This window comes from Janthinobacterium sp. 1_2014MBL_MicDiv, assembly GCF_001865675.1.
Classification (GTDB): Bacteria; Pseudomonadota; Gammaproteobacteria; order Burkholderiales; family Burkholderiaceae_D; genus Janthinobacterium.
In genome coordinates this window covers 1,120,077-1,143,612 of record NZ_CP011319.1, presented here as the reverse complement: position 1 = coordinate 1,143,612, position 23,536 = coordinate 1,120,077, and the positions used below count along the sequence as shown (strand labels likewise).

The following is a 23,536-nucleotide window of genomic DNA, read 5'->3' as shown; positions in this document are numbered from 1 at the left end:
TGCGCTTAATGGAAAACCCTACCCAATTCGTCCAATGGCTGCGCTCAGTCGCGCCCTACATCCACGCCTTTCGCGGCAAGACCTTCGTGGTCGCCTTCCCCGGTGAACTCGTCAGCGCCGGGGCGCTGCAGGTGCTGGCCCATGATCTGTCCCTGCTGCATGCGCTGGACATCAACGTCACCGTCGTCTACGGCTCGCGACCGCAGGTAGCCGAGCAGCTGGCCCTGCGTAACGTCGAAGGCCGCTTCCACAATGGCGTGCGCATCACGGACATTGCTGCATTGGAATGCGCGAAGGAAGCGGCCGGCGAGCTGCGCCTCGATATCGAAGCCGCCTTCAGCCAGGGCTTGCCGAACACGCCGATGTCGCATGCGGCCATCCGTATCATTTCCGGCAACTTCATCACGGCGCGCCCATTGGGCGTGATCGATGGCGTGGACCTGGAACTGACGGGCATCACGCGCAAGGTCGACGCCGAAACCATCCATTCCATCCTCGGTTCGGACGGCCTGGTGCTGCTGTCGCCGCTGGGCTTCTCGCCGACGGGCGAAGCGTTCAACCTGACCATGGAAGACGTGGCCTGCAGCGCCGCCATCGCCCTGCACGCGGACAAGCTGATTTTCATCACGGAAACGCCGATGATGGAAGACGCCACGGGCGTGGAAATCCGCGAACTGTCGTCGCACCAGGCCGAAGCCGTGCTGATGGCAGGCTTCTTGCCGGACGCCACCGCGTTTTACCTAAAACATTGCGTCAAGGCATGCCATAACGGCGTCGAACGCTCGCACATCGTGCCCTTCTCGATGGATGGCTCGGCCCTGCTGGAATTGTTTACCCATGATGGCGTGGGCACCATGATCAGCCATGAAAACCTGGAAAGCCTGCGCCAGGCCACTATCGAAGACGTGGGCGGCATCATTAAACTGATCGAACCGCTGGAAGCGGACGGCACTTTAGTCAAGCGGGGTCGCGAGCTGATCGAACGCGAAATCGATTATTTCTCCGTCATCGAGCATGACGGCGTCATCTTCGGCTGCGCCGCCCTGTACCCGTTCCCCGCGCAAAAGATGGCGGAAATGGCGTGCCTGACGGTCAATCCGGAAGTGCAAGCCCAGGGCGATGGCGAACGCATCCTGAAACACATGGAAAACCGCGCGCGCGCCGCCGGCCTGAACAAGCTGTTCGTCTTGACCACGCGCACCTCGCACTGGTTCAAGAAACGCGGCTTCGTGCCGGCCACCGTCGACGATTTACCGAAGGACCGCCAGCATATGTATAACTGGCAGCGCAAGTCGCAGGTGCTGATCAAGACCCTGTAGCCCACTCGATAATAGGTCCAGGGCGTTGCGACCTTGCCTCGCCGCATTCGTACTGTCCCCGGCAACGCGCCCGGCCTGGCCATTTTGTTCCATGCCATAAAAAAAGCCCGGCATGCCGGGCTTTTTCTTTACTCAAAGACCATTACTTGATATTCAGCGGCGCAAACGACTTGACCAGGTCGTCGAGCGCCTTCAATTGCGCCAGGAACGGTTCCAGCTGGTCCAGCGGCAGGGCGCTGGGGCCGTCGCAGCGGGCGTTGTCCGGGTCCGGATGGGCTTCCAGGAACAGGCCGGCGATGCCGACGGCCAGGCCGGCGCGCGCCAGGTCCGCCACTTGCTGGCGGCGGCCGCCCGAAGCGGCGCCACCGGGATCGCGCTGCTGCAGCGCGTGCGTGACGTCGAAGATGATGGGCAGGTCGTCGCACGTCTTCTTCATGACGCCAAAGCCCAGCATGTCGACCACCAGGTTGTCATAGCCGAGGCAAGTGCCGCGGTCGCACAGGATCAATTGATCGTTGCCCGCTTCCTTGAATTTCTCGACGATGTTGGCCATCTGGCCAGGGCTGAGGAATTGCGGCTTCTTGATGTTGATCACTTTGCCCGTTTTCGCCAGGGCCACGACGAGGTCCGTCTGGCGCGCCAGGAAGGCCGGCAATTGCAGCACGTCGACCACTTCGGCCACCTGCTGCGCCTGCCATGGCTCATGCACGTCGGTAATCACGGGCACGCCGAAGGCAGCCTTCACGTCCTGGAAGATGCGCATGCCTTCTTCCAGGCCCGGGCCGCGGTAGGAATGGATGGACGAGCGGTTGGCCTTGTCGAAACTGGCCTTGAACACATATGGAATACCCAGTTTTTGCGTGACGCGCACATATTCTTCGCAGGCGCGCATGGCGAGATCGCGCGATTCGAGCACGTTGATGCCGCCAAACAGCACGAAGCTGCCTTCATTGCTGACATCGATGCCATTGACTTTCACTGAGGCCATAGGGGATTCCATATTGGTTAATTGTTACTATTTACTGTGAAGGGGCGCAGCCAGCGACTGGCGCGATAAGGCATCTTACTAGCTAGGACGGCGCAGATCAAATTTGATCCAGCGCAAGGGCGCGGCAGACGGCGTGTCGCCAGGCCGCGACGGCCCCGCGAGGGGACGCGCAAAGTGCCTTATAATCACGCTTTATCTCTACACTGATTCAGGAGCACAGATGGCCCGCACGATCCACTGCATCAAACTCAACAAGGAAGCCGAAGGACTGGACTTCCCGCCGTACCCGGGCGAACTGGGCAAGAAAATTTACGAATCCGTGTCGAAAGAAGCATGGGCCGCCTGGCTCAAGCACCAGACCATGCTGGTCAATGAAAACCGTTTGAACCTGGCCGACGCGCGCGCCCGCAAATACCTGGCCACGCAGATGGAAAAGCATTTCTTCGGCGATGGCGCCGATGCGGCCATGGGTTACGTGCCCCCAACCGAGTAAGCACGGCGCAGCGCCTTCTCGGGCCTCCGTTGCGCGCTGTACCCGATGGTCAGCGCCGCTACGTGGCCCGATATGGCGCTTGCCCGCCACGGTGTCAAGAGGTACCGGCACCGTTCAATCTTTTTAGCCCGGCGTCGCCTCTATCCCCTTCCCGTTTCACGCCGCCTGAATCCCTTTCACGGCAGACCTTCCCCGTTTCGTCGCACACCGCTCGCCGCCCGCGCCGCCGGCAGGCACAGTACGTCCATCGACAACCTCACTTCAAGGCGGACACCATGTTGCAACAAATCTTCAGCCACACTCCCCTCTACGTCTGGGCCATCCTGGGCTTTCTCGTGTACCGGGGCGTGCTGGCCAGCCGCGCGCGCGAAGTGAGCTTGCGCAAGCTGTGCATCATTCCCCTGGTCATGCTGGCCCTGTCCCTGAGCGGCGTGTACGGCAGTTTCGGCTTCGCCGGCCTGGCGCCATTCGCCTGGATGGCAGGAGCCGTGACGGGCGCGGCGCTGGCCTGGACGCTGACCGATACGCGCCATATCGTCGTCATCTGCGAACGCGGCAGCGTGCGGCGCCCCGGCAGCTGGTTGCCGATGGCCTTGATGATGAGCATCTTCTGCATGAAATATGCGGTGGCCGTGACCCTCGCCATCGTACCTGCTTATGCCCACGCGCCGGGCTTCGTGCTGCCCGTCTGCGCCGCGTACGGCTGCTTCAGCGGCATCTTCCTGGGCGGCTTGCTGCGCACCGTGGCCGTGTATCGCCAGGCGCACATGACAAGCGGCCCGCAAGGGGCCGCCGTTTAATACAGATGCGACTGCCGGCGAAGGCCGGCTATCGTCTTAGTAGCTCAGCGTACGCACGCCTTCCGGCATGCCCAGCAGGCAGACATTCGCGCCGCGCGCGGCGAACAGGCCGACGGCGATGACGCCGACGATCTGGTTGATCTGCTGCTCCAGCGCCACCGGGTCGGCGATCTGCAAGCCCAGCACGTCGATGATCTCGCCGCCGTTGTCGGTGATGAAAGCGTCATCGCTGCCCGCCTTCAGGCGCAAACGGGGCGTGCCGCCCAGCGCGGCCAGCTGGCGCGACACGGCGGCGCGCGCCATCGGCACCACTTCCACCGGCAGCGGGAAGGCGCCCAGGGTCTCGACCAGCTTGGAGCCGTCGGCGATGCAGACGAACTGTTTCGACACGGAGGCAACGATCTTTTCGCGCGTCAAGGCCGCGCCGCCGCCCTTGATCATGGCGCCGCTGGCCGTGATCTCGTCGGCGCCATCGATATAGACGGCGATCGACTCGACGTCATTCAGGCTGAAGACGGGGATGCCATGGCCGGCCAGGCGGGCAGCCGTCGCTTCCGACGATGCGACCGTCCCTTTGATGCGGTCCTTGATCTTGGCCAGCTCATCGATGAAAAAGTTCGCGGTGGAACCGGTACCGACACCGATGATTTCACCGTCCACCACATAATTAATGGCGGCGCGGGCTACGGCTTGTTTCAATTCGTCTTGGGTCATGGCAAAAAAGGCTGAAGTGGGGAATGGCGCTATTTTAACGGATCGTTAGCCCCGCAAGCGGCCCTTGAACACCGGCCGTGGCATTTGTTCCACGATGGCGCCATGAATTTTGCTCAAGGGCAATGGATTGGCCAATTACTCCGTATGCCCGTTAAAATATGCGAAAATGCGACTATTGACACACATGACGTTTCAGGAATAGCAAATGACTCACAGTAAACAGGTACTTGTTGTCGATGACAGCCGGGTTTCACGTTTGATGTCGCACCAGTTCATCCTCAGCAAACATGCCGATTGGCAAGTGATCGAGGCGGCGACGGGTGAAGAAGCCCTGGAAAAAGTCAAGACCGCCAGCCCTGTGCTGATACTACTGGATGTCAACATGCCCGGCATGGGCGGCGTGGCGGCGGCCGAACAATTGCGCGCGCTGTGCCCGCACACGCCCATCATCCTCGTCACGGCCAACGTGCAAAACGCCATCCGCAACCGCGCCAGCGAACTGGGCGTCGGCTTCATGGAAAAACCGATCACGGAAACCCGCATTCATCAGCTGATCGATTCACTGGGACTGTGAGCATGGTCAATCTCTCCGAACTGGAAAACGATGCCCTGGTAGAGATATTCAACATCGGGGTGGGCCACGCCGCCGCCGCGATGAGCGAGATCGTGAATGAAGAAGTCACCATGTCGGTTCCGTCGATCACCTTCCTGAACCGCGCCGATGCGGCTGCCCTACTCGGCAGCAAGAAGGACGGCGAACGCATCTGCGGCGTCAGCCAGCACTACGACGGCGCGTTTGCCACCGAAGCCATCTTGATGTTTCCTGAAGACAAGAGCCTGGAAATCGTGCGCCTGATGGTGGGCGACGCCATGCCGCTGCAGGAACTGACGGAGATGGAACAGGAAGCGATGAGTGAAATCGGCAACATCATCCTCAATTCCTGCGTGGGCACCCTGGCCAACCTGTTCGACAGCGAACTGCATGGCTCGCTGCCGCTGTACCACGTGGGCACCAGCGCGGAAATCCTGTCCTCGTTCGGCGGCCAGGACGACGACGCCGTCGTGCTGATGCTGCATATCGATTTCGTGCTGTCCAAGCACCAGATCCACGGTTACGTCGCGTTTGTACTCGACCTGTCCGCCTTGCACGACCTGAAACAGCAGGTCAGCCGCTATCTGGCCAAGGTCCTGGGACAGGCGTGAAGATCATGCCGGATGCATTACATCGACTCGCCCTGCTCGAAAGCATACTTGGCGCCGTCAACCTGGGCGCCATCGTGCTCGATGAGCAGCACCGCATCGTGCTATGGAACCGCTGGATGGCGCGCCACTCCGCCTGGCAGCCCGAGATGGTGCTGGGCCAGGATTTCTTCGCCGTCTTCCCCGAGCTGCGCCACAAGCGCATCGACTCGGCCATCATCCAGGCCCTGCGCGACAATTTCCAGTCGCTGCTGTCGCAAACCTTGCACAAGGCGCCGTTTGCGCTGTACACGCATGGCGCGAACACGGGCTGTGCCGAAGGCCAGGAACGCATGCAGCAAGCCATCGCCGTCACACCGATCAATTTACCCGGTTCGCCACGCCATTGCCTGATCCAGATCAATGATGTCACCATTGCCGTCGGCCGCGAAAAGCTGCTGCGCGAACAGACCATGGTCTTGCGCTCGCAAACCTTTTCCGACGGCTTGACGGGCATCGCCAACCGCCGCCACTTCGACGTGGCCATCGAGAAGGAAATGCGGCGCGCCATGCGCACCGACAGTCCGCTGTCGCTGCTGATGATCGATATCGACCATTTCAAGGACTACAACGACCACTATGGCCACCAGCAGGGCGATGGCTGCCTGATCCACGTGGCGGCGGAACTGGCCGCCATGCTGCAGCGCCCCACCGACTTGCTGGCGCGCTATGGCGGCGAAGAATTTGCCGCCATCCTGCCCGACACGGATGACGAACAGGCGCTGCAGCTGGCCGAGGCGATCCGCCAGCGCGCGGCCGACTTGCGCATTCCCCATGCCAAGACAGGCAATGACGTCAAGCACATCACGGTCAGCATCGGCATCGCCACGCAGCACGCGCACCAGGCACTGGAAATTTCCGCCCTCATCGGCGCCGCCGACCGCGCCCTGTACCTGGCCAAACGCGCCGGCCGCAACCGCGTGATGGTGCAGCCCCCCTGATCCCGCGGGCCAGCGCAGGGACTGTCGCGCGCGGCCAACGCCGCCACGCATAATTCCTGTAGACATCTTTACGGCGGATGCGTAGACTCGTCCCTGATTGCAGCAAAAACAACAAGAATTTATCTGTGGTATCGATCCATGCGCATGGCCCGTTCCATGCGGGATACCGCCAGGAGTGCTTGTGAACCTCGATCCTCCCCTCAAATCCGGTTTGCCGGGTGCCGGCATGGATACGACCATGGTGAATGGCATGCGCCTGCTGTTGTCGAGCGCCACCTTGCTGACCCTCTTCGTCGATCCTGAAAGCGCCGGCAAGCTGACCCGTATCACCTGGCTGATCTTTTCCGCCTACACCATGCACAGCCTGCTGTTATACGTGCTGGCCGTGGCCGGCATCAGCTTGCCGCAAGACATATTGCTGTACTGGCTGGACGTGGCCTGGTATGCGCTGATCGTGTTTTCCACCAGCAGCCACAACAATCTATTCTTCCTGTTTTTCTTCTTTGCCATCCTGATTTCGTCGTTCCAGCGCGGTTTCGAGGAAGGCGCCCGCGTCACGCTCGCTTCGGCCGGCCTGTTCGCCGCCACGGCGCTGTTCGGCGAAACGGATGCGGAACTGTCGCGCTTGCTGTTGCGCACCACCTTCCTGCTGGCGCTCGGCTACATGATCGCCTACTGGGGCGGCTCGGCCATCACCCAGCGCGGCCACCTGGCCCTGCTGCGCGATGTCAGCCAGCTGTCCAATCCCCGCTTCGGCGTCGACCAGACCATCACCTCGGTGCTGGAAAAAACACGCAGCTACTTCAAGGCCCGCAGCTGCCTGCTGATCATGCAGGACAAGGGCACGCGGGTCTGGTCGCTGCGCAGCGTCATCCATACGGAGGCGGGCGTGATCCACACCAGCTCCCTGCTCAGCGACGACGCGGCCAGTCCCCTGCTCGCCTTCCCTCCCGACAAGATCGTGCTGTACAACCAGCCGCCGGGTCCATGGCTGCCCTGGCTGGGCGGCGCGCGCATGCTCAACATGGACAATGGGCGCTGGCTCCGGCATGACGATGCGGCCGGCGCCAGCCTGGCAGAACTGCTCGAAGCGCATGCCTTCATCAGCGCCCCGCTCCCCTTGCGTAACGGCAAAGGCCGGCTGTACATCGTCTCGGCGACCAGCCTGAGCAAGACTGACGCCCTGTTCCTCAGCCATATTGGCGCGCAAGCGTTTCCCGTGATTGAAAACATCGAGCTGCTGGACCGGCTCGCCTCGCAGGCGGCCTCGCGCGAGCGCGAAAAGATGGCGCGCGACTTGCACGACACGGCCATCCAGCCGTATATCGGCCTGCGCCACGGCCTGGCCGCCCTGCGCAACGAAGCCACCCCGGGCAACCCGCTGCTGCCCGAGCTGGACAAGCTGATCATCATGTCGGGCCAGGTGATCACCGACCTGCGCAGCTATGCGCGCACCTTCAAGAACGGCCAGGTGCAAAGCGAGCCGGAACTGCTGGTGGCCCTGCGGCGCCAGGCAACGCAGATCCGCGAATTCTACGGCATCGACATCGCCGTGCAGATCGAGGGCGACCTGCATATCAATGACCGGCTGGCGGCGGAAGTGTTCCAGATCGTCAACGAGGGCATGAGCAATATCCGCAAGCATACGTCGGCGCGGCATGGCGCCGTCAAGCTGACCTGCGTGCAGGGCGCCCTGCATATCAGCATAGACAACGAATGCGCGGCCGCGCATGTTCCCGATTTTCTGCCCGACTCGCTGGCCGAACGGGCCGCCGCCCTGGGCGGCGCGGCCCGCGTCACCCACAGCACGCTGGGCAACACCTCCGTACAGATCGAGATCCCCATATGAACTCCCTCCAGCACCAGCCAAGCAGCAGCGCGGCCATCCGCGTCCTGCTCGTCGATGACCACAAGACCATGCTGTGGGGCCTGGAACGGCTGATCGGCGGCGAACATTCGGGCATGCGCGTCATCGCCACGGCATCGGACAGCGGCGAAGCGCTGGCGCAGGCGGCGGCGCTGGAACCGGACGTCATCGTGCTGGACCTGGACCTGGGCGGCGTCAGCTCGCTGGCCATCCTGCCGGCGCTGGTGCAGCGGGGCAGCACGCGCATCCTCGTGCTGACGGCCAGCCACGACCAGGCCGTCCTGGACCAGGCCATCCTGAAGGGTGCGCGCGGCATCATCAGCAAGGACGCGCCGGCCGAGATGGTGCTGAAAGCCATCGAAAAGGTCTACCACGGCGAACTGTGGCTGGAACACGCGATGCTGGGCCGCATGCTGACACAGCTGACGCAACCGGGCGGCGGCTCGGCGCAGGCCGCCGCCGTGGCCAGCCTGACCTTAAAGGAAAGAAAAATCATCGCCGCCCTCGTGCACGGCAGCGGCACGCCCGCCAAGCTGCTGGCCGACCAGCTGTTCATTTCAGAGCATACCCTGCGCAACCACCTGACCTCCATCTACCGCAAGCTGGGCGTGTACAACCGCCTGGAACTGTACGCCTACGCCACCAAGCACCAGCTGGGCGAACTGCCGTCGCGCGCCTGATGCCGTAATCCGGCCACGCGGCCACGCGGCCACCGCCTGCTCCAGCACGTCCCCTCCCGCCCCTCCCTGCCATCGCGCACGCATGGCCGCCGCCGTGCGCGCCGAACTCGAGCATGACAATTGTCCCGAAAAAACAGGCAAATCCTCCCGGTAGAAAAAGGAGGTTCTTCTGATGTAGATCAAGCTGCCCACTTCTATAGTGGAACTACCGAAGTGCAGATTACACGCCGCGGCCACCACGACACGGAGCACAGCATGCGCTTAGACAAGTTTCTTCCTGCTGCCCTGGTTACGTATTTGCAGAGCAAGCAAAGAGCGGCGTTCTACCGCTACGCCCTGGTGGCAGCACTGATGGCCGTCGTTTGCATCATCGGACTATTGGCACTGGGAGAAAGCCCGTAAGAGTTTCACCGTGACGCAGCCAAGCCATGCAGCAATGCCGTTTCATCCACCGCAGTACTTCAACCACTACCAGGAGTTGTCATGAACCTCATCAAGAACTTTATCCGCGAAGAAGATGGCGTGACCGCAATCGAATACGGCCTGATCGCCGCCCTGATTGCCGTCGTGATCATTGCCGCCATCACCATCGTCGGCACGCAGCTGAAAAAGACCTTCAGCACCATCGGCACCAAGCTCACCACCGCCAATGGCTGATGCGGCATCGTCCGGGCTGGCATGGCGCCGGCCCGGACATCCTGACGCTCCCCCAAGCACGCCAATCCAGAGCACGCATTGCGAGGTCCATCGTGAAATCTCTCCTCTCCCGTTTATCTGACGAGTCGGCAGTCACCGCGATCGAATACGCGCTGCTGGCCGGCCTGCTGGCGGCAGTGCTGGTGATCACCATCGGCCTGCTGGGCGACCAGGTCAGGCTGCTGTTTGTCTTCGTCAAGGACCAAGTGGTCCTGGCCCTGTCATGAACGCCCTGCGCGCCTCGCTGCGCACCCATCGCGCCCTGCTGCTGATCGTGCTGCTGTACGCCGCTGCCGCCGCCATGCTGGCCGGCGGCCTGCCCAGCGCCAGGGATGTCGTCAACGTGCTGGCCGGCTTTCTCGTCGCCACCCTCACCGGTCCCGTCTTCGTGCTGTGCGGCTACACCATCCATGTCATGGTGATGAAACGCCCCGAACGCCTGTGCCACTTCCTGTACCAGGACCTGCGCCGTTACCTGAGCAGGGAGCGCCTGCTGCATGCGCTGCCCGTGATGCTGCTCATCCCCCTGTTCGCCTCCAGCTTTACCGTCTTCAAGGCTGCCATCCCGCGCCTGCACCCCTATACCTGGGATACCACCCTGTCGGCCTGGGATATCGCCGTGCATGGCGGCAAGGCGCCGTGGGAACGGCTGCAGCCGCTACTGGGCCATCCGCTGGTGACGGGCCTGCTCAACGTCAGCTACCATTTCTGGTTCTTCCTTTTCTATGCCGTCCTGTACTGGCTGATCCTCGATACCCGCCGGCCCGTGCTGCGCATGCAGTTCCTGCTCAGTTTTACGCTGACCTGGATCGCCCTGGGCAGCATCATGGCCATCGTGTTCGCCTCCGTCGGCCCCTGCTACTACGGCCACCTGCACGCCAGCGACCCCTATGCGCCCCTGATGGCCTACCTGCATGACGCCAACCAGCACGTGCCCATCTGGGCCCTGCAGGTGCAGGAAATGCTGTGGCAAGGCTATCAGAGCAAGGGCAGCAATAGCGAACTGGGTATTTCAGCCATGCCCAGCATGCATGTCGCCACCGCCGTCCTGATGGCCATGATGGGCTGGAAAGTCAGCCGCATCGCCGGCATCGCCCTCTCCGCCTTCGCCGTGCTGATCCTGCTCGGCTCCATCCACCTGGGCTGGCACTATGCGCTCGACGGTTATGCAGGTGCGGCAGGCGCGGCGCTGATGTGGCATGCGGTCGGCCGGGCACTGGGTGCCCGCGCCATGCGCTCCGGCATGCCGCTGGCCGGTGCGCCCTGCATCGCCAAGGGAGGGCTGACGTCATGAGCGCCCACCTGCCCATGCTGCTGTGCCTGGCCATGCTGGCCGGACTGCTGGCCATCGCGCTGTGGCACGACTTGCGCACGCGGCGCATCCCCAACCAGCTGGTCCTGTGGGGCACGCTCGCTGGCCTGGTCCTAAACAGCTTCGTGCCGTCCGGCGCCGGCCTGTTCGACGAACCGTTCGGCGGCCTGGGCCTGCTGCAGGCGCTGGCCGGCGCCGCGGCCGGCCTGGCGCTGCTGCTGCCCATGTACCTGCTGCGCGCCCTGGGCGCCGGCGACGTCAAGCTGATGGCCATGTGCGGCGCCTTCCTCGGTCCCGACGCGGTCCTGGAAGCGGCGCTGCTGACCTTCCTGGCCGGCGGCGTGCTGGCCCTGGCCGCGGCGCTGGCAGGCCAGCGCCTGCGCCTGGTGCTGAAGAACACCTACCACATGCTGCTGGGCGCGCTGCTGCACAGCCTGGCGGGCGGCCCCGCCACCATCGCCGAGCCACCGCCGGCCACCGGCAAGCTGGCCTACGCCTTCGCCATCGCCAGCGGCACCCTGCTGCAGCTGTTCCTGCACTACACGCACCTGTGGAGCCTGCGCTGACATGCGCTGCTCCGGCCACCCACCCACCACGGACACGATCATGCACACCCTCGCTCACTTCTTCGGCTCGCGGCGCGCCAGCCTGCTCACCGGCATCGCCATGGCCTGCCTGTGGGGCATGTTCGCCAGCGCCCACGTCTTCGCCTTCCTGCATGACGGCGACTGGAGCTATCTGCTGTTCTGCGCCGCCGAAACGCTGGCCGCCCTCTTCTTTCTCGTGCGCTCGGCCCCCGTCAGCGTCTCCACCGACGCGGGCGACTGGCTGCTGGCCATCGGCGCCACCTTTGCACCTTTTTTCTTCGCGCCGTCCGACATGACCATCTGGCCGGCGGCGCAATACCTGCTCGCCACCGGCAGCCTGCTGCAGATTGCCGGCCTGCTCTCGCTGAACCGCAGCTTCGGCCTGGTGGCAGCGCGGCGCGACATCAAGACGGGCGGCATGTACCGCGTGGTGCGCCACCCGGTCTATGCCAGCTATGTGCTCTCGTCGAGCGCCTACCTGCTGACCAATGCATCGCCCGCGAATGCCGTCGTGTACGCCGCGGCCATGCTGATGCTGGTGGCGCGCCTGCTGCGCGAAGAACGCTTCCTGGCAACCGACGTGCGCTACCGCGTCTACATGCGGCAAGTGAAATACCGGCTGCTGCCTTTCATCTTCTGACATCCGTACCGCGCCACACGAGGAGTACAGACCATGCCTGATACCTATCCAGAACGCAGCGACGGCGGCGGCATCGAGCCGGCCGCGAAGCGCGCGCCGCGCAGCGTCGCCGAGACGGGACTGCCCTTCGTTTTCCTCGTCGAGCTGCTGGTGAAGATCCTGTTCCTGCGCGGCCAGGTCACCTTGCCCGCACTGGCCAGCCACGTCAAACTGAACGCCAGCGTGCTCGAACCCCTGCTGACGTTCATGCGCGCCGAAAAGCTGTGCGAAGCGCGCCGCGACGGCAGCAGCGGCACCGACGCCGACCTGTCCTACCAGCTGGGCGACCAGGGGCGCCTGCGCGCCGCCGACTACCTGCGCCGCAATGCCTACAGCGGCCCGGCTCCCGTCAACCTGGCCGACTACAGCAACCAGGTGCTGGCGCAAAGCGTGGCGCACATGCATGTCACGCGCGACAACGTGATGCGCGAATTTCGCGAAGTGGTGGCCAGCACGGCGGTACTCGACCAGCTGGGCGCGGCCATGAATTCCGGACGGGCCCTGTTCTTTCATGGTCCCGCCGGCAGCGGCAAGAGCTACCTGGCCGAGCGCCTGAATGGACTGCTCAGCGGCACCGTCGCCCTGCCGCATGCGGTGATGGTCGATGGCGAAGTGCTGCCCTTCCTCGACCCCATGCTGCACACCGTCTCCAGCACGGCTCCCATGCCGGCAGATCCGCGCTGGGTGCGCGCGCAGCGTCCCGCCGTGCTGACTGGCGGCGAACTGACGCTCGACATGCTGGACCTGCAATTCGATCCGGGCGCCCGCCTGTACCAGGCACCGCTGCACCTGAAGGCCAACAACGGCATCTTCATCATCGACGACCTGGGCCGCCAGCGCTGCTCGCCCGAGGAACTGATGAACCGCTGGATCGTGCCGATGGCGCGCCACATCGATTATCTGTCGCTGCATACGGGCTACAAATTCCCCGTGCCCTTCGACGTGATCGTCGTGTTTTCATCGAACCTGGCGCCGCGGCACCTGGCCGACGACTCCTTCCTGCGCCGCATCGGCTACAAGATCCACGTCGGCCCGCTGAGCGCCTACCACTACCTGGCCGTGTTCCGCAGCACCTGCGCGCAGCTGGGCATCAATTTCGACGAAGCCTCCTACGCCTGCCTGCTGCACCTGCACCAGCTGTACCAGCGGCCGCTGCTGGCCTGCTATCCGCGCGACATCCTGGCGCAGATCTGCGACAAGGCCCGCTATGAAGACTGCGCGGTGCAACTCGATCCCGAGGTGCTGCAGTGGGCATGGAATAACTATTTCGGCAGCGACGACAACCTTGCAAGCACACACACCGGATCCGCAACGGTCCAGCACAAAGGGGAAGCAAAATGAGAAACGCACGCGCTCTGACGATGATGGCCATTGCGGTCATCCTGGCGATCGCCGCGGTCATCGTGGCCGCGCGCTGGATCAATGCCCAAGCTTCGGGCAACATCAACAAGGTGGCGGTGGCCCAGGTCGACATCAGCCTGGGCGCGCGCCTCACGCCCGACATGGTGCGCATGGTGGACTGGCCGTCGAACGCGCTGCCGCCGGGCGCCATCAACGATCCGAAACTGCTGGAAACGCGCGTCACGCGCACCAGCATCCAGCACGGCGAACCGATCATGGAAGGCAAGCTGGCGCCTCCGGGCACGCAGGGCGGCCTGTCCGCCGTCGTCGCCGAAGGCAAGCGCGCCATGACCGTGCGCGTCAACGACGTGGTGGGCGTGGCCGGCTTCGCCCTGCCCGGCAACTTCGTCGACATCCTCGTCAACACACAGGGCGAGGGAGCGCGCAAGACGCCCGACCGCGACCCGAATATTTCCAAGATCGTGCTCGAACGCATCCTCGTGCTGGCCATCGCCCAGGAGTCGAACCGCGACGACACCAAGCCCAAGGTGGTCAACGCCGTGACCCTGGAACTGACGCCGGACCAGGCGGAAAAACTCGACCTGGCGCGCAGCGTGGGCACCCTGTCGCTGGTGCTGCGCAACCAGGTCGAGGACAAGCCCGTCAACACGGAAGGCGCGACCAAGAGCAGCCTGCTGGATGAAAAAGTCGCCGCCGCGGCCCCCGCCGCCATGGTGCAAAGCAAACCGGCGCCACGCCGCCGCGTACCAGCCGCGGCGCCGCAGCAGGGCACGCGCATCGATGTCATCAAGGGGCTGGACCGCAGCACCCAACAATTCTAAACGCACCAGAGGAGCCATGCCATGAGCACATATTGCACAGCAAGCGAAAGCCGGATACTCAGCCTGGCGCTTGCCCTCGCCATGATCGGCGCCCTGGCGCCCCAGGCCCGCGGCGAAACAGTCGCCGCCACCGCCGTTGCCGCCGAAGCGGCCACGCCCAGGACCAGCCGCGCCGCGGCACGCCCCAGGTCCACGCCGCCGCAAGGCGAGATGCGCGCCGGCCGCACGGAAATGGCGCCGCAGATGCACCTGGCCGAAGGCAAGTCCACCCTGATGCGCCTGCCGTTTGCCGCTTCCCGCATGTCCGTCGGCGACCCGCGCATCGCCGATGTCATCCTGCTCAACCCGACCGAGGTGTACCTGCTGGGGCGCTCCGTCGGCACCACCAACCTGATCCTGTGGAACAAGGCCAACGACGCCACCATCGTCGACCTGGCCGTCGGCATCGACAGCAGCAGCCTGCAGGCGCGCCTGGCCGAACTGCTGCCGAATGAAAAGGATATCCATGTCACCGTGGCCGGCGACACCCTGATCCTGTCCGGCGTCGTCAGCGACGTCGTCAAGGCCGACCAGGCCCTGTCGCTGGCAAACGCCTATGTGCAGCGCGGCGCGCGCAGCGGCGGCGCGGCGTCCGCCCCCGCCCCCGCTGCCGGGGCCGCCCCCGCCGCCGCTGCAACCCCGGCAGCGGGCGCCGGCGCCGACGCCAGCTCGCCACGCGTGATCAACCTGCTGTCGATCGCCGCGCCGCAGCAGGTGATGCTGGAAGTGAAGGTGGCCGAGGTGTCGAAGGTCCTGGTCGACCAGCTGGGCGCCAGCATCGGCCTGAATCGCCATATCGGCAGCTGGACCTACTCGCTGCTGTCCAACCTGCTCAGCAACAATCCCAGCGGCGTGGGCGGCTCGAATTCGAACAACTTCTTCAACCTCGATGCACAGAAGCGCGATGGCCTGATCAAGGTGCTGGCCGAGCCGACCATCATGGCCATCAGCGGCCAGGAAGCCAGCTTCCTGGCGGGCGGGAAAATCTTCATTCCCGTCAGCCAGACCAACAATGGCGGCGTGCCCACCATCACGCTGGAAGAGAAGGAATACGGCGTGGCCGTGAAATTCACCCCCACCGTGCTCGATGGCGGCCGCATCAACCTGAAGGTGGCGCCGGAAGTGTCCGACCTGAACAAGGACGGCATCGGCATCACCGCCACCGGCATCTCGACGACCGCCATCCTGCCCTCGTTCACGACGCGGCGCGCCACCACCACGGTGCAGCTGTTCGACGGCCAAAGCTTCGCCATCGGCGGCCTGATCAAGAACAATGTGACCAGCAATATCAAGGCCGTGCCGGGCCTGGGCGAAGTGCCCGTGCTGGGCGCGCTGTTCCGCAGCACCGACTTCCAGACGGACCGCTCGGAACTCGTGTTCATCGTCACGCCGCACCTGGTCAAGCCGCTGCCGGCCGACTACAAGCTGCCCACCGATCCTTACGTGCAGCCGACGCGCGGCGACATGTTCTTGCAAGGAAAAATGGAAGGCACGGCACCCGCCCCGGTGGCACCGGCGCAGCCGCAAGCCACCGCGCCCCAACCCGCCGCCAGCGGTTTCGACCTCAAATAGGAGCACACCATGAACACCGCACATTGCCTGTCCTGCGCCGCCCTGCTCTGCCTGCTGTCCGGCTGCGCCGCCACCACCACGCCCGTCCTCGACAGCCACTTCGGCGAATCGGTGACCCTGCTCAAGTCGCAACAGGTCCTGTATCCCGATGCCTACCGGAATACCAATCCCGTCAGCGGCATCGACGGCAAGGCCGGCGTCAGCGCCTATCAGCGCTACCAGAAATCGTTCGCCGCGCCGGAACCGCAGCCGAACGTCTTCACCATCGGCGTCGGCGCCCGCTAGTCGGCGCCCGCTAGCCGGCGCCCGCCGGTTGGCGCCACACCCGAGGCCACCAGGAGAAGCACATGAAAACAGCATACCGCAGGCACGACAGGGAACAGGGTGCGATCGCCATCGTGCTCGGACTGACCCTGGTGATCCTGTTTGCCATGGGCGGCCTGGTGCTGGACCTGGGCCACCTGTACATCGCCAAGGCGGAACTGCAAAATGGCGCCGACAGCGCGGCCCTGGGCGGCGCCGTGGAACTCAATGAAAGCGCGGCAGGCATCGACAATGCGCAGTCCCAGGCCATCGCCCTGGCGCTGAAAAACCGCTACGACTTTTCCACGTCGCTGGTCATCACCGCCGCCAACATCAGTTTCGGCCCCGGACCGGACGGTCCCTGGTTGCCCGCCGCCAGCGCCCGCACCAACCCGCAAGGCCAGACCTTCATTCGCGTCGACACGGGCAGCAAGACCTTCGCCACCTATCTGATGGGCATTGCCGGCATCGCCAGCACCAGCACCTCGGGCGTGGCGGTGGCGGGCCGCTTCGTCAACGACGTCACGCCGATCGGCGTGTGCGCCGTCGATCCCGCCAACAAGACGGCGCAATACACGTATCCGGCGGCGCCCGCCGGCAGCGGCCTGACGGAGTTGCTGGAATTCGGCTTCCGCCGCGGCGTCACCTACAATCTGTTCGGGCTCAATCCGCTGGGCGGCTCATCCGACCCTTACCTGATCAATCCTGTCGACGCCCCGCCCGGCGCCTGCGACGCCTCGCACTCGAGCGCCAACTCGACGGCCCCCTTCATGTGCACGGGCAGCAGCGCCGTCGTCAGCAGCGGCAGCGGCAAGGTCTACACCAATACGGGCCTGAGCGCCACCAAGCTCGCCACCGCCCTCAATTCGCGCTTCGACGTGTACGGCGGCGCGTCCGTATGCGATCCTGTGACGGCGCCGCCCGACGTCAACATCAAGGAATATCCGTGCAAGGGCAGCTCGCCCTGCGTCGCCAGCGCCGCCAACTCGCCGCCCACCAACTGGATGGAGCCGGGCGCCAGCAACCTGCCCAGCGTACAGTCGGTGGCGCTGAATGCCGCGAAAAAACCCAATTACCAGCTGCCCTCCGCCGGCCCGGTGCCGGCGCCTTCGGCCACATTCGCCCAGTTCGCCGGCTACGGCGTGCTGTGGTCCTACGGTCCGGCCTACCAGGCCAACGGCGCCACCCCGGCCAAGGCCGGCACGCCCTACACGGTGCAGAACGCCAACGCCAACCCCATGTACAGCACGGCCAAGGCGAATTACTTCGACACCGGCACCTACCCGGCCAGCGCCGATGCATCGTTCCCCGTCGGGACACCGCCATCGCCCTACAACCAGAGCAGCGGCCCCACGTTTCAGGCCCCCTCGGCCAGCCATCCCGGACAGCGCAACCGCCGCATCCTGAACGTGGTGCTGGTCGATTGCCGCACCGCGCCCGTAGGCCCGGCATCGTGCGGCGCCATGGACGCGGTGGGCATCGGCAAATTCTTCATGACGACGAAGGCCGATTTCAGCGGCGGCGCGCGCCTCGACGTCGAGTTCGCGGGCTTGATCGAACCCGTGCCCAATTCCGAAATCAAGCTTTACAAGTGAGGCGGCCATGCGTACCCACTCCTGCTCTTCCAGCCAGCGCGGCGGCGCCGCCGTCGAGTTCGGCATCGTGCTGGCCCTGCTGGTCACCCTGCTGGCCGGCATCTTCGGCTTCGGCCGCGCCTTCTGGTACTACGACGCGCTGACCAAGGCCACGCGCGATGCGGCCCGCACGATGTCCGTCAATGCCAAGGCCAGCATCGCCTCGCAGGGCGTGCCTGCCGCCAGGCAAACGGTGGTCGATGCGGCCACCAGCGCCGGCATCGACAACTTCAGCAGCGCCAACGTGAGCGTAAGCTGCCTCGACAAGAACCTGAACGACAGCAGCTGCACCGATGGCACGGCGCCGGGGGCGATCCGCGTCGAAATCGTCAACTACACGCTGTCGGTGGGCCAGTACCTGCCGTTCGTGATCGGCTCGGCCACCAGCTACAGCACGCCGCTCGCGCCCCGCACCACCATGCGCTACATGCTGTAAGGAGAACGCCATGCGCCCGCCCCTCTCATCGCCAGTGCCGGCCCGCGGACAGCGCGGCGCCGCCGCCGTCGAATTCGCCCTGGTGGCGCTGCTGTTTTTCACCCTGCTGTTCGGCGTACTGGAATTCGGCCGCCTGCTGTACCTGTACAACACGGTGCAGGAAGTGAGCCGCCGCGCGGCGCGCGAGGCGGTCGTGCGCTGGATCGACCAGGCCGATGCCGTCAAGACGCTGGCCCTGTTCGGCGGCACGGCCCTGCCGGCCGCGCCCGAAGTCACGGCCGCCAACATCAGCATCCGCTACCTGAACAAGGCCGGCACCGAAGTGACCGTGCCGCCGCTCGACCCGGGCGACAACCTGTCGGCCTGCGGCGACAACACGCGCACGGCCAGCTGCATCGACAGCGTACGCGTCTCGATCGACAACGTGACCTATACGCCGATGGTCAGCCTGTTCGGTTTTCTCAATATCGCCTTGCCCTCGTCGGTCGTGGTCATGCATGCCGAAAGCCTGGGTTTCCAGATCAACTGAACGCCATTACCGGGAGCACCACGTGAATATCGTCATCGTCTCGAAGAATGAAGCCCAGCTCAAACGGCTGACGCGCTTGCTGCGCGAACGCAGCGCGGCCGACCGCGTGTCGCTGCTGGCGAGCACGCCGGAGATGTTCGACAACGGCGCCACGCCCGACCTGCTGCTGCTGGAACAGGAGCATCTGGGCGAAGAGGAGCTGGACCTGCTGGAGCGGCTGGGCAGCCGCTACCCGAACCTGGCCATCATCGTCCAATGTCCGCTGCAAAATCCGCAGTTCCTGCTGCGCGCCATGCGCGCCGGCGTGCGCGAGGTGCTGCCGCCCGACGACGACGCGGCGCTCGGCGCGGCGCTGCGCCGCATCGAGGACAAACTGCAGAAACAGGTGACGCGCAAGGGCCAGGTGCTGGCCTTCGTCTCGTGCAAGGGCGGCAGCGGCGCCACCTTCATCGCCGCCAACCTCGGTTATGCGCTGGCGGCCGGCGAACAGCGCAAGGTCGCGCTGCTCGACCTGAACCTGCAATTCGGCGACGCCGCCCTGTTCGTCTCGGATCACAAGCCCGCCACCACGCTGTCGCAGCTGGCGCAGCAGATCGTGCGCCTCGACGCCTCGCTGCTGACGGCCAGCATGATCCAGATCACGCCCACCTACAGCGTGCTGGCCGCCGCCGACGACCCCGCCCATGCGGCCGACATCGAGGCCGACCACATCGACCGCCTGCTGACCCTGGCGCGCAGCCAGTACGATTACATCGTGCTCGACGTGGGACGCGGCCTCGATGCCGTCAGCGTGCGCGCGCTGGACCGGGCCGACCTGATCTTTCCCGTGCTGCAAGCCACCTTGCCCTATGTCCGCGACGGCAAGCGCCTGCTCGACGTATTCCGCGGCCTCGGCTACCGCGACGACAAGGTGCGCCTGATCCTGAACCGCTATGCCAGCAGCGACAACATCCGCGTGGCCGACCTCGAGGCGGCGTACGGCAAGCACGTCTACAAGTCCATTCCCAACCATTACGAGGCGGTGGCGGCGTCGGTCAGCCAGGGCGTGCCCATCCTCAAGCTGGCATCGCACAATCCCGTCTCGCGCGCCTTGCAGGAACTGGCCGCCAGCCTGGCCGGCGAGACCCCGCCAGCGGCGCCAGGCTGGGTTGCACGCCTGCTGGCGCGCGCCTGATCCCCCATTCACAGGAGACCGACCATGACTGCCGAAAAACTCACCCTGCGGGACCGCCTGGGCTATGCCCAGGATGACGCCAGCTCGAACGACGGCGCCGCGCACCAGGGCGTATCGAACCAGAGCTACCAGCAATTGAAGCACCGCACCCACCAGGCGCTGCTCGACCGGGTCGACCTGGAAGGCATGCAGCGCCTGTCGCGCGAGCAGATACGCGAAGAGCTGAAGATCCTCGTCAGCGACGTGCTCACGGAAGACAATGTGGTGATCAACGAACTGGAACGCCGCTCGCTGATCCGCGACATCCAGGATGAAGTGCTGGGCTTCGGCCCGCTCGAGCCGCTGCTGGCCGATCCCAGCGTGTCCGACATCCTCGTCAACACCTACCGCCAGGTGTACGTCGAGCGCCATGGCCGCCTCGAGCTGAGCGACATCTGCTTCACCGACGATGCGCACCTGATGAAGATCATCGACAAGATCGTCTCGCGCGTGGGCCGGCGCATCGACGAATCGAGTCCCATGGTCGATGCGCGCCTGCCCGACGGTTCGCGCGTCAACGCCATCATCCCGCCGCTGGCCATCGACGGTCCCGTGATGTCGATCCGGCGCTTCTCCGCGCAGCCGCTGCGCCTGGCCGACCTGATGCTGAAGCACAGCCTGACCGAGGAAATGAGCACCACCCTGCAGGCGCTGGGCAAGGCCAAGGTCAACATCCTGATCTCGGGCGGCACGGGCAGCGGCAAGACCACCATGCTCAACGCGATTTCCGGCTTCATCAGCACGGCCGAGCGCGTCGTTACCATCGAGGATGCGGCCGAACTGCAGATGCAGCAGCCGCACGTGGTGCGCCTGGAAACGCGGCCACCGAACATCGAGGGCAAGGGAGAAGTGACGCAACGGGCCCTGGTGCGCAACGCGCTGCGCATGCGCCCCGACCGCATCATCCTGGGCGAGGTGCGCGGCGCCGAGGCGCTCGACATGCTGCAGGCGATGAACACGGGCCATGAAGGCTCGATGGCCACCATCCACGCGAATACCCCGCGCGACGCGCTGACGCGGCTCGAGAACATGATCAGCATGGCCTCCGCGTCGCTGCCCGTGAAAGCCATGCGCCAGCAAATCAGTTCGGCCATCAGCGTCGTGGTGCAGGTGGCGCGCCTGACGGACGGCAAGCGCAAGATCATCTCGATCCAGGAAATCACCGGCATGGAAGGCGAGATGATCACCATGCAGGAAATCTTCACCTTCCGCCAGACGGGCATCGGCGAGGATGGCAGCGTGCAGGGCCATTTCCATGCCAGCGGCGTGCGCCCGCGTTTCCTGGAACGCCTGCGCGCCTTCGGCATCAGCCTGCCCGAAACCCTGTTCGATCCCGCCCGCCAGTACCATTAAGGGGAGCATCATGGACTATCTCTACTATGTATTCGCGATCCTCACCTTCATCGCCGTGGTGCTGCTGATCGAAGGCCTGTACCTGGCGTGGAATGCCTCGCGCGGTCCGGAAGCGGAAAGGGTGGCGCGCCGCCTGCGCATCATGTCGGCCGGCGCGCACGGCGAGACGGGCAGTTCGATGATCAGGAAACGCCTGCTGAGCGAAACGCCGGCCCTGCAGCGCCTGCTGCTCAGCGTGCCGCGCGTGCATGCGCTCGACCGCCTGCTGGAACAGTCGGGCCTGACCTGGAGCGTGGCCAGCTTCGCCGGCATGATGCTGGCGGTGGGCACGGCGGCGCTGCTGCTGTTCAGTTACTTCAGCGTGCCGTGGGCGCTGCGTTTGCCCCTGGTGGCCGTCGCGGCCCTGCTGCCGCTGCCGCTGGTCCTGCGCGCCAAGGCCAAACGCCTGCAGCGCATCGAGCAGCAATTGCCCGATGCGCTAGACCTGATGGCGCGCGCCCTGCGCGCCGGCCACGCCTTCCCCACCGCCCTGAAAATGGTCGGCGACGAAATGAACGCGCCGCTGGCCACCGAATTTCGCGCCACCTTCGATGAAGTCAATTTCGGCATCGCCATGCAGGACGCCCTGATGAACCTGGCCACGCGCGTGCCCAGCACCGACTTGCGCTATTTCGTGATCGCCGTGCTGATCCAGCGCGAGACGGGCGGCAACCTGTCGGAACTGCTCGACAGCATCAGCCGCATCATCCGCGAACGCATCAAGCTGCTGGGGCAGGTGCGCGTGCTGTCGGCCGAAGGCAAGCTGTCGGCCTGGATCCTGTCGCTGCTGCCGTTCGGCGCGGCGGCCATGATTCAGCTGACCAATCCGCAGTTCCTGGAAATGCTGTTTGTCGATCCGGGCGGCCGCAAGATGCTGGTCGGCGCCCTGCTGCTGATGGTCTGTGGCGTCTTTGTCATGCGCAACATCATCCGCATCCGCGTCTGAGCCGCAAGGAGAACCGCCATGAATCCCGTCCATATTGCCTTCCTCGCCCTGCTCTTCATCGCCGTCTTCGGCACGGCGCTGGTCGCCCTGCGCAGCTTCTCGCCGGATCCGCTGCGCCAGCGCCTCGACAAGGCCGCCGGCAAGAGCGCCGCGCAAGCGGGTGCGCCCGCGCCCAATCCCTGGCTGGCGCGCATGGTGCGCCTGAGCGGACCGCTGGCCAAGCTGTCGATTCCCGACCAGGGCTGGGAAAATTCCGTGATGCGCCGGCGCTTCATGAACGCCGGCCTGCGCCAGGCATCGACGCCCATCCTGTTCTTTTCCGCCAAGACCATGCTGGCCATCGGCCTGCCGCTGCTGCTGTTCCTGTTCCTGAGCGCATCGGGCCACCAGATGGCCGGCAAGGCCATCCTGTTCTGGCTGCTGACGGTGGCCGCCTTCGGCTACTACCTGCCCAACTTCGTGCTGCAGCAGATGATCAAGCGGCGCCAGCGCGAAATCTTCGAAAGCTTTCCCGATGCCCTCGACCTGATGACGGTCTGCGTGGAAGCGGGGCTGGCCATGGATGCGGCCCTGGCCAGGGTGGCTGCGGAAATCGCCCTGAAAAGCCGTGTGCTGGCCGAGGAATTGCACCTGGTGATGCTCGAGCTGCGCGCCGGCAATACCAAGGAGCGGGCCTTGCGCAACCTGGCCCTGCGCACGGGGGTCGAGGATGTCGATGCGCTGGTGGCCATGCTGATCCAGGCCGAGCGCTTCGGCACCAGCATCGCCGCCTCGCTGCGCGTGCAGTCCGACCAGCTGCGCACCAAGCGCCGCCAGCGCGCCGAGGAAGAGGCGGCGAAGATCGCCCTCAAGCTGCTGTTCCCGCTGATCTTTTTCATCTTCCCTTCGCTGCTGGTCGTCCTGATGGGGCCAGCCTTCCTGCAAATCTACCGCGTGCTCCTGCCCAGCATGAGCGGCGGCAGCTGACCGGAGAA

The 23,536-nt window shown here is 64.9% G+C and carries 27 protein-coding genes; 25 read left to right on the top strand and 2 right to left on the bottom strand.

All coding sequences use genetic code 11. From position 1 onward, the window contains the following. Positions 1-8 precede the first annotated feature (8 nt). Positions 9-1,319 (top strand): amino-acid N-acetyltransferase, encoded by a 1,311-nt coding sequence (gene argA / locus YQ44_RS05055; RefSeq protein ID WP_046685875.1) that lies wholly within the window; start codon positions 9-11, stop codon positions 1,317-1,319. Positions 1,320-1,461: 142 nt separating this feature from the next. On the opposite strand, the gene kdsA is transcribed toward argA, so the two are convergent. Beyond that, the gene (gene kdsA, locus YQ44_RS05050) at positions 1,462-2,307 is read right to left on the bottom strand and encodes a 3-deoxy-8-phosphooctulonate synthase (RefSeq protein WP_071322452.1); all 846 of its coding nucleotides are present in this window, start codon (positions 2,305-2,307) and stop codon (positions 1,462-1,464) included. Positions 2,308-2,527: 220 nt separating this feature from the next. Between kdsA and YQ44_RS05045 the strand changes: the two genes are divergently transcribed. Continuing rightward, on the top strand, positions 2,528-2,800 hold the full coding sequence (locus tag YQ44_RS05045) for an oxidative damage protection protein (RefSeq protein WP_034750797.1): 273 nt from the start codon (positions 2,528-2,530) through the stop codon (positions 2,798-2,800). Positions 2,801-3,075: 275 nt separating this feature from the next. Next, positions 3,076-3,600, top strand: coding sequence for a DUF6622 family protein (locus YQ44_RS05040; RefSeq protein ID WP_071322451.1), 525 nt, complete (start codon positions 3,076-3,078; stop codon positions 3,598-3,600). Between the two features lie 36 nt (positions 3,601-3,636). On the opposite strand, the gene rpiA is transcribed toward YQ44_RS05040, so the two are convergent. Beyond that, the gene (rpiA, locus tag YQ44_RS05035) at positions 3,637-4,314 is read right to left on the bottom strand and encodes a ribose-5-phosphate isomerase RpiA (protein WP_071322450.1); all 678 of its coding nucleotides are present in this window, start codon (positions 4,312-4,314) and stop codon (positions 3,637-3,639) included. A gap of 205 nt (positions 4,315-4,519) precedes the next feature. Here rpiA and YQ44_RS05030 point away from each other — a divergent pair, with 205 nt between their 5' ends. From YQ44_RS05030 to YQ44_RS04930, 22 genes are all read left to right on the top strand, one after another. Then, entirely contained in the window at positions 4,520-4,888 is a 369-nt protein-coding gene (locus YQ44_RS05030; protein ID WP_071322449.1) for a response regulator, read from the top strand. Positions 4,889-4,890: 2 nt separating this feature from the next. Then, complete coding sequence (locus tag YQ44_RS05025) at positions 4,891-5,517, top strand: chemotaxis protein CheC (RefSeq protein ID WP_071322448.1); 627 nt, start codon at positions 4,891-4,893, stop codon at positions 5,515-5,517. Positions 5,518-5,522: 5 nt separating this feature from the next. Continuing rightward, the gene (locus tag YQ44_RS05020) at positions 5,523-6,494 is read left to right on the top strand and encodes a diguanylate cyclase domain-containing protein (RefSeq protein WP_071326263.1); all 972 of its coding nucleotides are present in this window, start codon (positions 5,523-5,525) and stop codon (positions 6,492-6,494) included. A gap of 181 nt (positions 6,495-6,675) precedes the next feature. After that, positions 6,676-8,343, top strand: a complete 1,668-nt coding sequence (locus YQ44_RS05015; RefSeq protein ID WP_156894693.1) for a sensor histidine kinase — start codon at positions 6,676-6,678, stop codon at positions 8,341-8,343. Further along, positions 8,340-9,041 (top strand): response regulator, encoded by a 702-nt coding sequence (locus tag YQ44_RS05010; protein ID WP_071322447.1) that lies wholly within the window; start codon positions 8,340-8,342, stop codon positions 9,039-9,041. The genes YQ44_RS05015 and YQ44_RS05010 overlap by 4 nt, the downstream gene beginning before the upstream one ends. A 255-nt stretch (positions 9,042-9,296) precedes the next feature. Further along, on the top strand, positions 9,297-9,443 hold the full coding sequence (locus YQ44_RS05005) for a hypothetical protein (protein WP_156894692.1): 147 nt from the start codon (positions 9,297-9,299) through the stop codon (positions 9,441-9,443). An 81-nt stretch (positions 9,444-9,524) separates the two neighbouring features. Continuing rightward, positions 9,525-9,698: a Flp family type IVb pilin gene (locus YQ44_RS05000; protein WP_071322445.1), complete on the top strand. Its 174-nt coding sequence runs from the start codon at positions 9,525-9,527 to the stop codon at positions 9,696-9,698. A gap of 92 nt (positions 9,699-9,790) precedes the next feature. Next, positions 9,791-9,964 carry a Flp family type IVb pilin gene (locus YQ44_RS28030; RefSeq protein WP_232251052.1) on the top strand — a complete coding sequence of 58 codons (174 nt, stop codon included), beginning with the start codon at positions 9,791-9,793 and terminating at the stop codon, positions 9,962-9,964. Further along, the gene (locus YQ44_RS04995) at positions 9,961-11,031 is read left to right on the top strand and encodes a phosphatase PAP2 family protein (RefSeq protein WP_071322444.1); all 1,071 of its coding nucleotides are present in this window, start codon (positions 9,961-9,963) and stop codon (positions 11,029-11,031) included. The genes YQ44_RS28030 and YQ44_RS04995 overlap by 4 nt, the downstream gene beginning before the upstream one ends. Next, complete coding sequence (locus tag YQ44_RS04990; protein ID WP_083411651.1) at positions 11,028-11,615, top strand: prepilin peptidase; 588 nt, start codon at positions 11,028-11,030, stop codon at positions 11,613-11,615. The genes YQ44_RS04995 and YQ44_RS04990 overlap by 4 nt, the downstream gene beginning before the upstream one ends. 40 nt (positions 11,616-11,655) lie before the next feature. After that, entirely contained in the window at positions 11,656-12,276 is a 621-nt protein-coding gene (locus YQ44_RS04985; protein ID WP_071326260.1) for a methyltransferase family protein, read from the top strand. Between the two features lie 33 nt (positions 12,277-12,309). After that, a complete protein-coding gene (locus tag YQ44_RS04980; protein ID WP_071322443.1) occupies positions 12,310-13,656 on the top strand; it encodes an ATPase in 1,347 nt (448 codons plus the stop codon). Next, a complete protein-coding gene (gene cpaB, locus YQ44_RS04975) occupies positions 13,653-14,498 on the top strand; it encodes a Flp pilus assembly protein CpaB (protein WP_071322442.1) in 846 nt (281 codons plus the stop codon). Before YQ44_RS04980 ends, cpaB begins: the two co-directional genes overlap by 4 nt. Before the next feature lie 21 nt (positions 14,499-14,519). Beyond that, positions 14,520-16,109, top strand: a complete 1,590-nt coding sequence (locus tag YQ44_RS04970) for a type II and III secretion system protein family protein (protein ID WP_071322441.1) — start codon at positions 14,520-14,522, stop codon at positions 16,107-16,109. Between the two features lie 9 nt (positions 16,110-16,118). Then, positions 16,119-16,394: a hypothetical protein gene (locus YQ44_RS04965; RefSeq protein WP_071322440.1), complete on the top strand. Its 276-nt coding sequence runs from the start codon at positions 16,119-16,121 to the stop codon at positions 16,392-16,394. Positions 16,395-16,456: 62 nt separating this feature from the next. Next, on the top strand, positions 16,457-18,007 hold the full coding sequence (locus tag YQ44_RS04960; RefSeq protein WP_071322439.1) for a TadE/TadG family type IV pilus assembly protein: 1,551 nt from the start codon (positions 16,457-16,459) through the stop codon (positions 18,005-18,007). 7 nt (positions 18,008-18,014) lie between these two features. Then, a complete protein-coding gene (locus tag YQ44_RS04955; RefSeq protein ID WP_071322438.1) occupies positions 18,015-18,482 on the top strand; it encodes a TadE/TadG family type IV pilus assembly protein in 468 nt (155 codons plus the stop codon). Between the two features lie 10 nt (positions 18,483-18,492). Then, complete coding sequence (locus YQ44_RS04950; RefSeq protein WP_071322437.1) at positions 18,493-19,011, top strand: TadE/TadG family type IV pilus assembly protein; 519 nt, start codon at positions 18,493-18,495, stop codon at positions 19,009-19,011. Positions 19,012-19,033: 22 nt separating this feature from the next. Beyond that, positions 19,034-20,185 (top strand): AAA family ATPase, encoded by a 1,152-nt coding sequence (locus YQ44_RS04945; RefSeq protein WP_071322436.1) that lies wholly within the window; start codon positions 19,034-19,036, stop codon positions 20,183-20,185. Positions 20,186-20,209: 24 nt separating this feature from the next. Next, positions 20,210-21,577 (top strand): CpaF family protein, encoded by a 1,368-nt coding sequence (locus tag YQ44_RS04940; RefSeq protein ID WP_071322435.1) that lies wholly within the window; start codon positions 20,210-20,212, stop codon positions 21,575-21,577. A gap of 10 nt (positions 21,578-21,587) precedes the next feature. Then, positions 21,588-22,562, top strand: coding sequence for a type II secretion system F family protein (locus YQ44_RS04935; protein WP_071322434.1), 975 nt, complete (start codon positions 21,588-21,590; stop codon positions 22,560-22,562). An 18-nt stretch (positions 22,563-22,580) separates the two neighbouring features. Further along, positions 22,581-23,528: a type II secretion system F family protein gene (locus tag YQ44_RS04930; protein ID WP_071322433.1), complete on the top strand. Its 948-nt coding sequence runs from the start codon at positions 22,581-22,583 to the stop codon at positions 23,526-23,528. Positions 23,529-23,536 lie beyond the last annotated feature (8 nt).

Coding starts and splice junctions, on each gene's coding strand:
- argA (WP_046685875.1), top strand. CDS start 9: ATGGAAAACCCTACCCAATTCGTCCAATGGCTGCGCTCAGTCGCGCCC.
- kdsA (WP_071322452.1), bottom strand. CDS start 2,307: ATGGCCTCAGTGAAAGTCAATGGCATCGATGTCAGCAATGAAGGCAGC.
- YQ44_RS05045 (WP_034750797.1), top strand. CDS start 2,528: ATGGCCCGCACGATCCACTGCATCAAACTCAACAAGGAAGCCGAAGGA.
- YQ44_RS05040 (WP_071322451.1), top strand. CDS start 3,076: ATGTTGCAACAAATCTTCAGCCACACTCCCCTCTACGTCTGGGCCATC.
- rpiA (WP_071322450.1), bottom strand. CDS start 4,314: ATGACCCAAGACGAATTGAAACAAGCCGTAGCCCGCGCCGCCATTAAT.
- YQ44_RS05030 (WP_071322449.1), top strand. CDS start 4,520: ATGACTCACAGTAAACAGGTACTTGTTGTCGATGACAGCCGGGTTTCA.
- YQ44_RS05025 (WP_071322448.1), top strand. CDS start 4,891: ATGGTCAATCTCTCCGAACTGGAAAACGATGCCCTGGTAGAGATATTC.
- YQ44_RS05020 (WP_071326263.1), top strand. CDS start 5,523: ATGCCGGATGCATTACATCGACTCGCCCTGCTCGAAAGCATACTTGGC.
- YQ44_RS05010 (WP_071322447.1), top strand. CDS start 8,340: ATGAACTCCCTCCAGCACCAGCCAAGCAGCAGCGCGGCCATCCGCGTC.
- YQ44_RS05005 (WP_156894692.1), top strand. CDS start 9,297: ATGCGCTTAGACAAGTTTCTTCCTGCTGCCCTGGTTACGTATTTGCAG.
- YQ44_RS05000 (WP_071322445.1), top strand. CDS start 9,525: ATGAACCTCATCAAGAACTTTATCCGCGAAGAAGATGGCGTGACCGCA.
- YQ44_RS04995 (WP_071322444.1), top strand. CDS start 9,961: ATGAACGCCCTGCGCGCCTCGCTGCGCACCCATCGCGCCCTGCTGCTG.
- YQ44_RS04990 (WP_083411651.1), top strand. CDS start 11,028: ATGAGCGCCCACCTGCCCATGCTGCTGTGCCTGGCCATGCTGGCCGGA.
- YQ44_RS04985 (WP_071326260.1), top strand. CDS start 11,656: ATGCACACCCTCGCTCACTTCTTCGGCTCGCGGCGCGCCAGCCTGCTC.
- YQ44_RS04980 (WP_071322443.1), top strand. CDS start 12,310: ATGCCTGATACCTATCCAGAACGCAGCGACGGCGGCGGCATCGAGCCG.
- cpaB (WP_071322442.1), top strand. CDS start 13,653: ATGAGAAACGCACGCGCTCTGACGATGATGGCCATTGCGGTCATCCTG.
- YQ44_RS04970 (WP_071322441.1), top strand. CDS start 14,520: ATGAGCACATATTGCACAGCAAGCGAAAGCCGGATACTCAGCCTGGCG.
- YQ44_RS04965 (WP_071322440.1), top strand. CDS start 16,119: ATGAACACCGCACATTGCCTGTCCTGCGCCGCCCTGCTCTGCCTGCTG.
- YQ44_RS04960 (WP_071322439.1), top strand. CDS start 16,457: ATGAAAACAGCATACCGCAGGCACGACAGGGAACAGGGTGCGATCGCC.
- YQ44_RS04955 (WP_071322438.1), top strand. CDS start 18,015: ATGCGTACCCACTCCTGCTCTTCCAGCCAGCGCGGCGGCGCCGCCGTC.
- YQ44_RS04950 (WP_071322437.1), top strand. CDS start 18,493: ATGCGCCCGCCCCTCTCATCGCCAGTGCCGGCCCGCGGACAGCGCGGC.
- YQ44_RS04940 (WP_071322435.1), top strand. CDS start 20,210: ATGACTGCCGAAAAACTCACCCTGCGGGACCGCCTGGGCTATGCCCAG.
- YQ44_RS04935 (WP_071322434.1), top strand. CDS start 21,588: ATGGACTATCTCTACTATGTATTCGCGATCCTCACCTTCATCGCCGTG.
- YQ44_RS04930 (WP_071322433.1), top strand. CDS start 22,581: ATGAATCCCGTCCATATTGCCTTCCTCGCCCTGCTCTTCATCGCCGTC.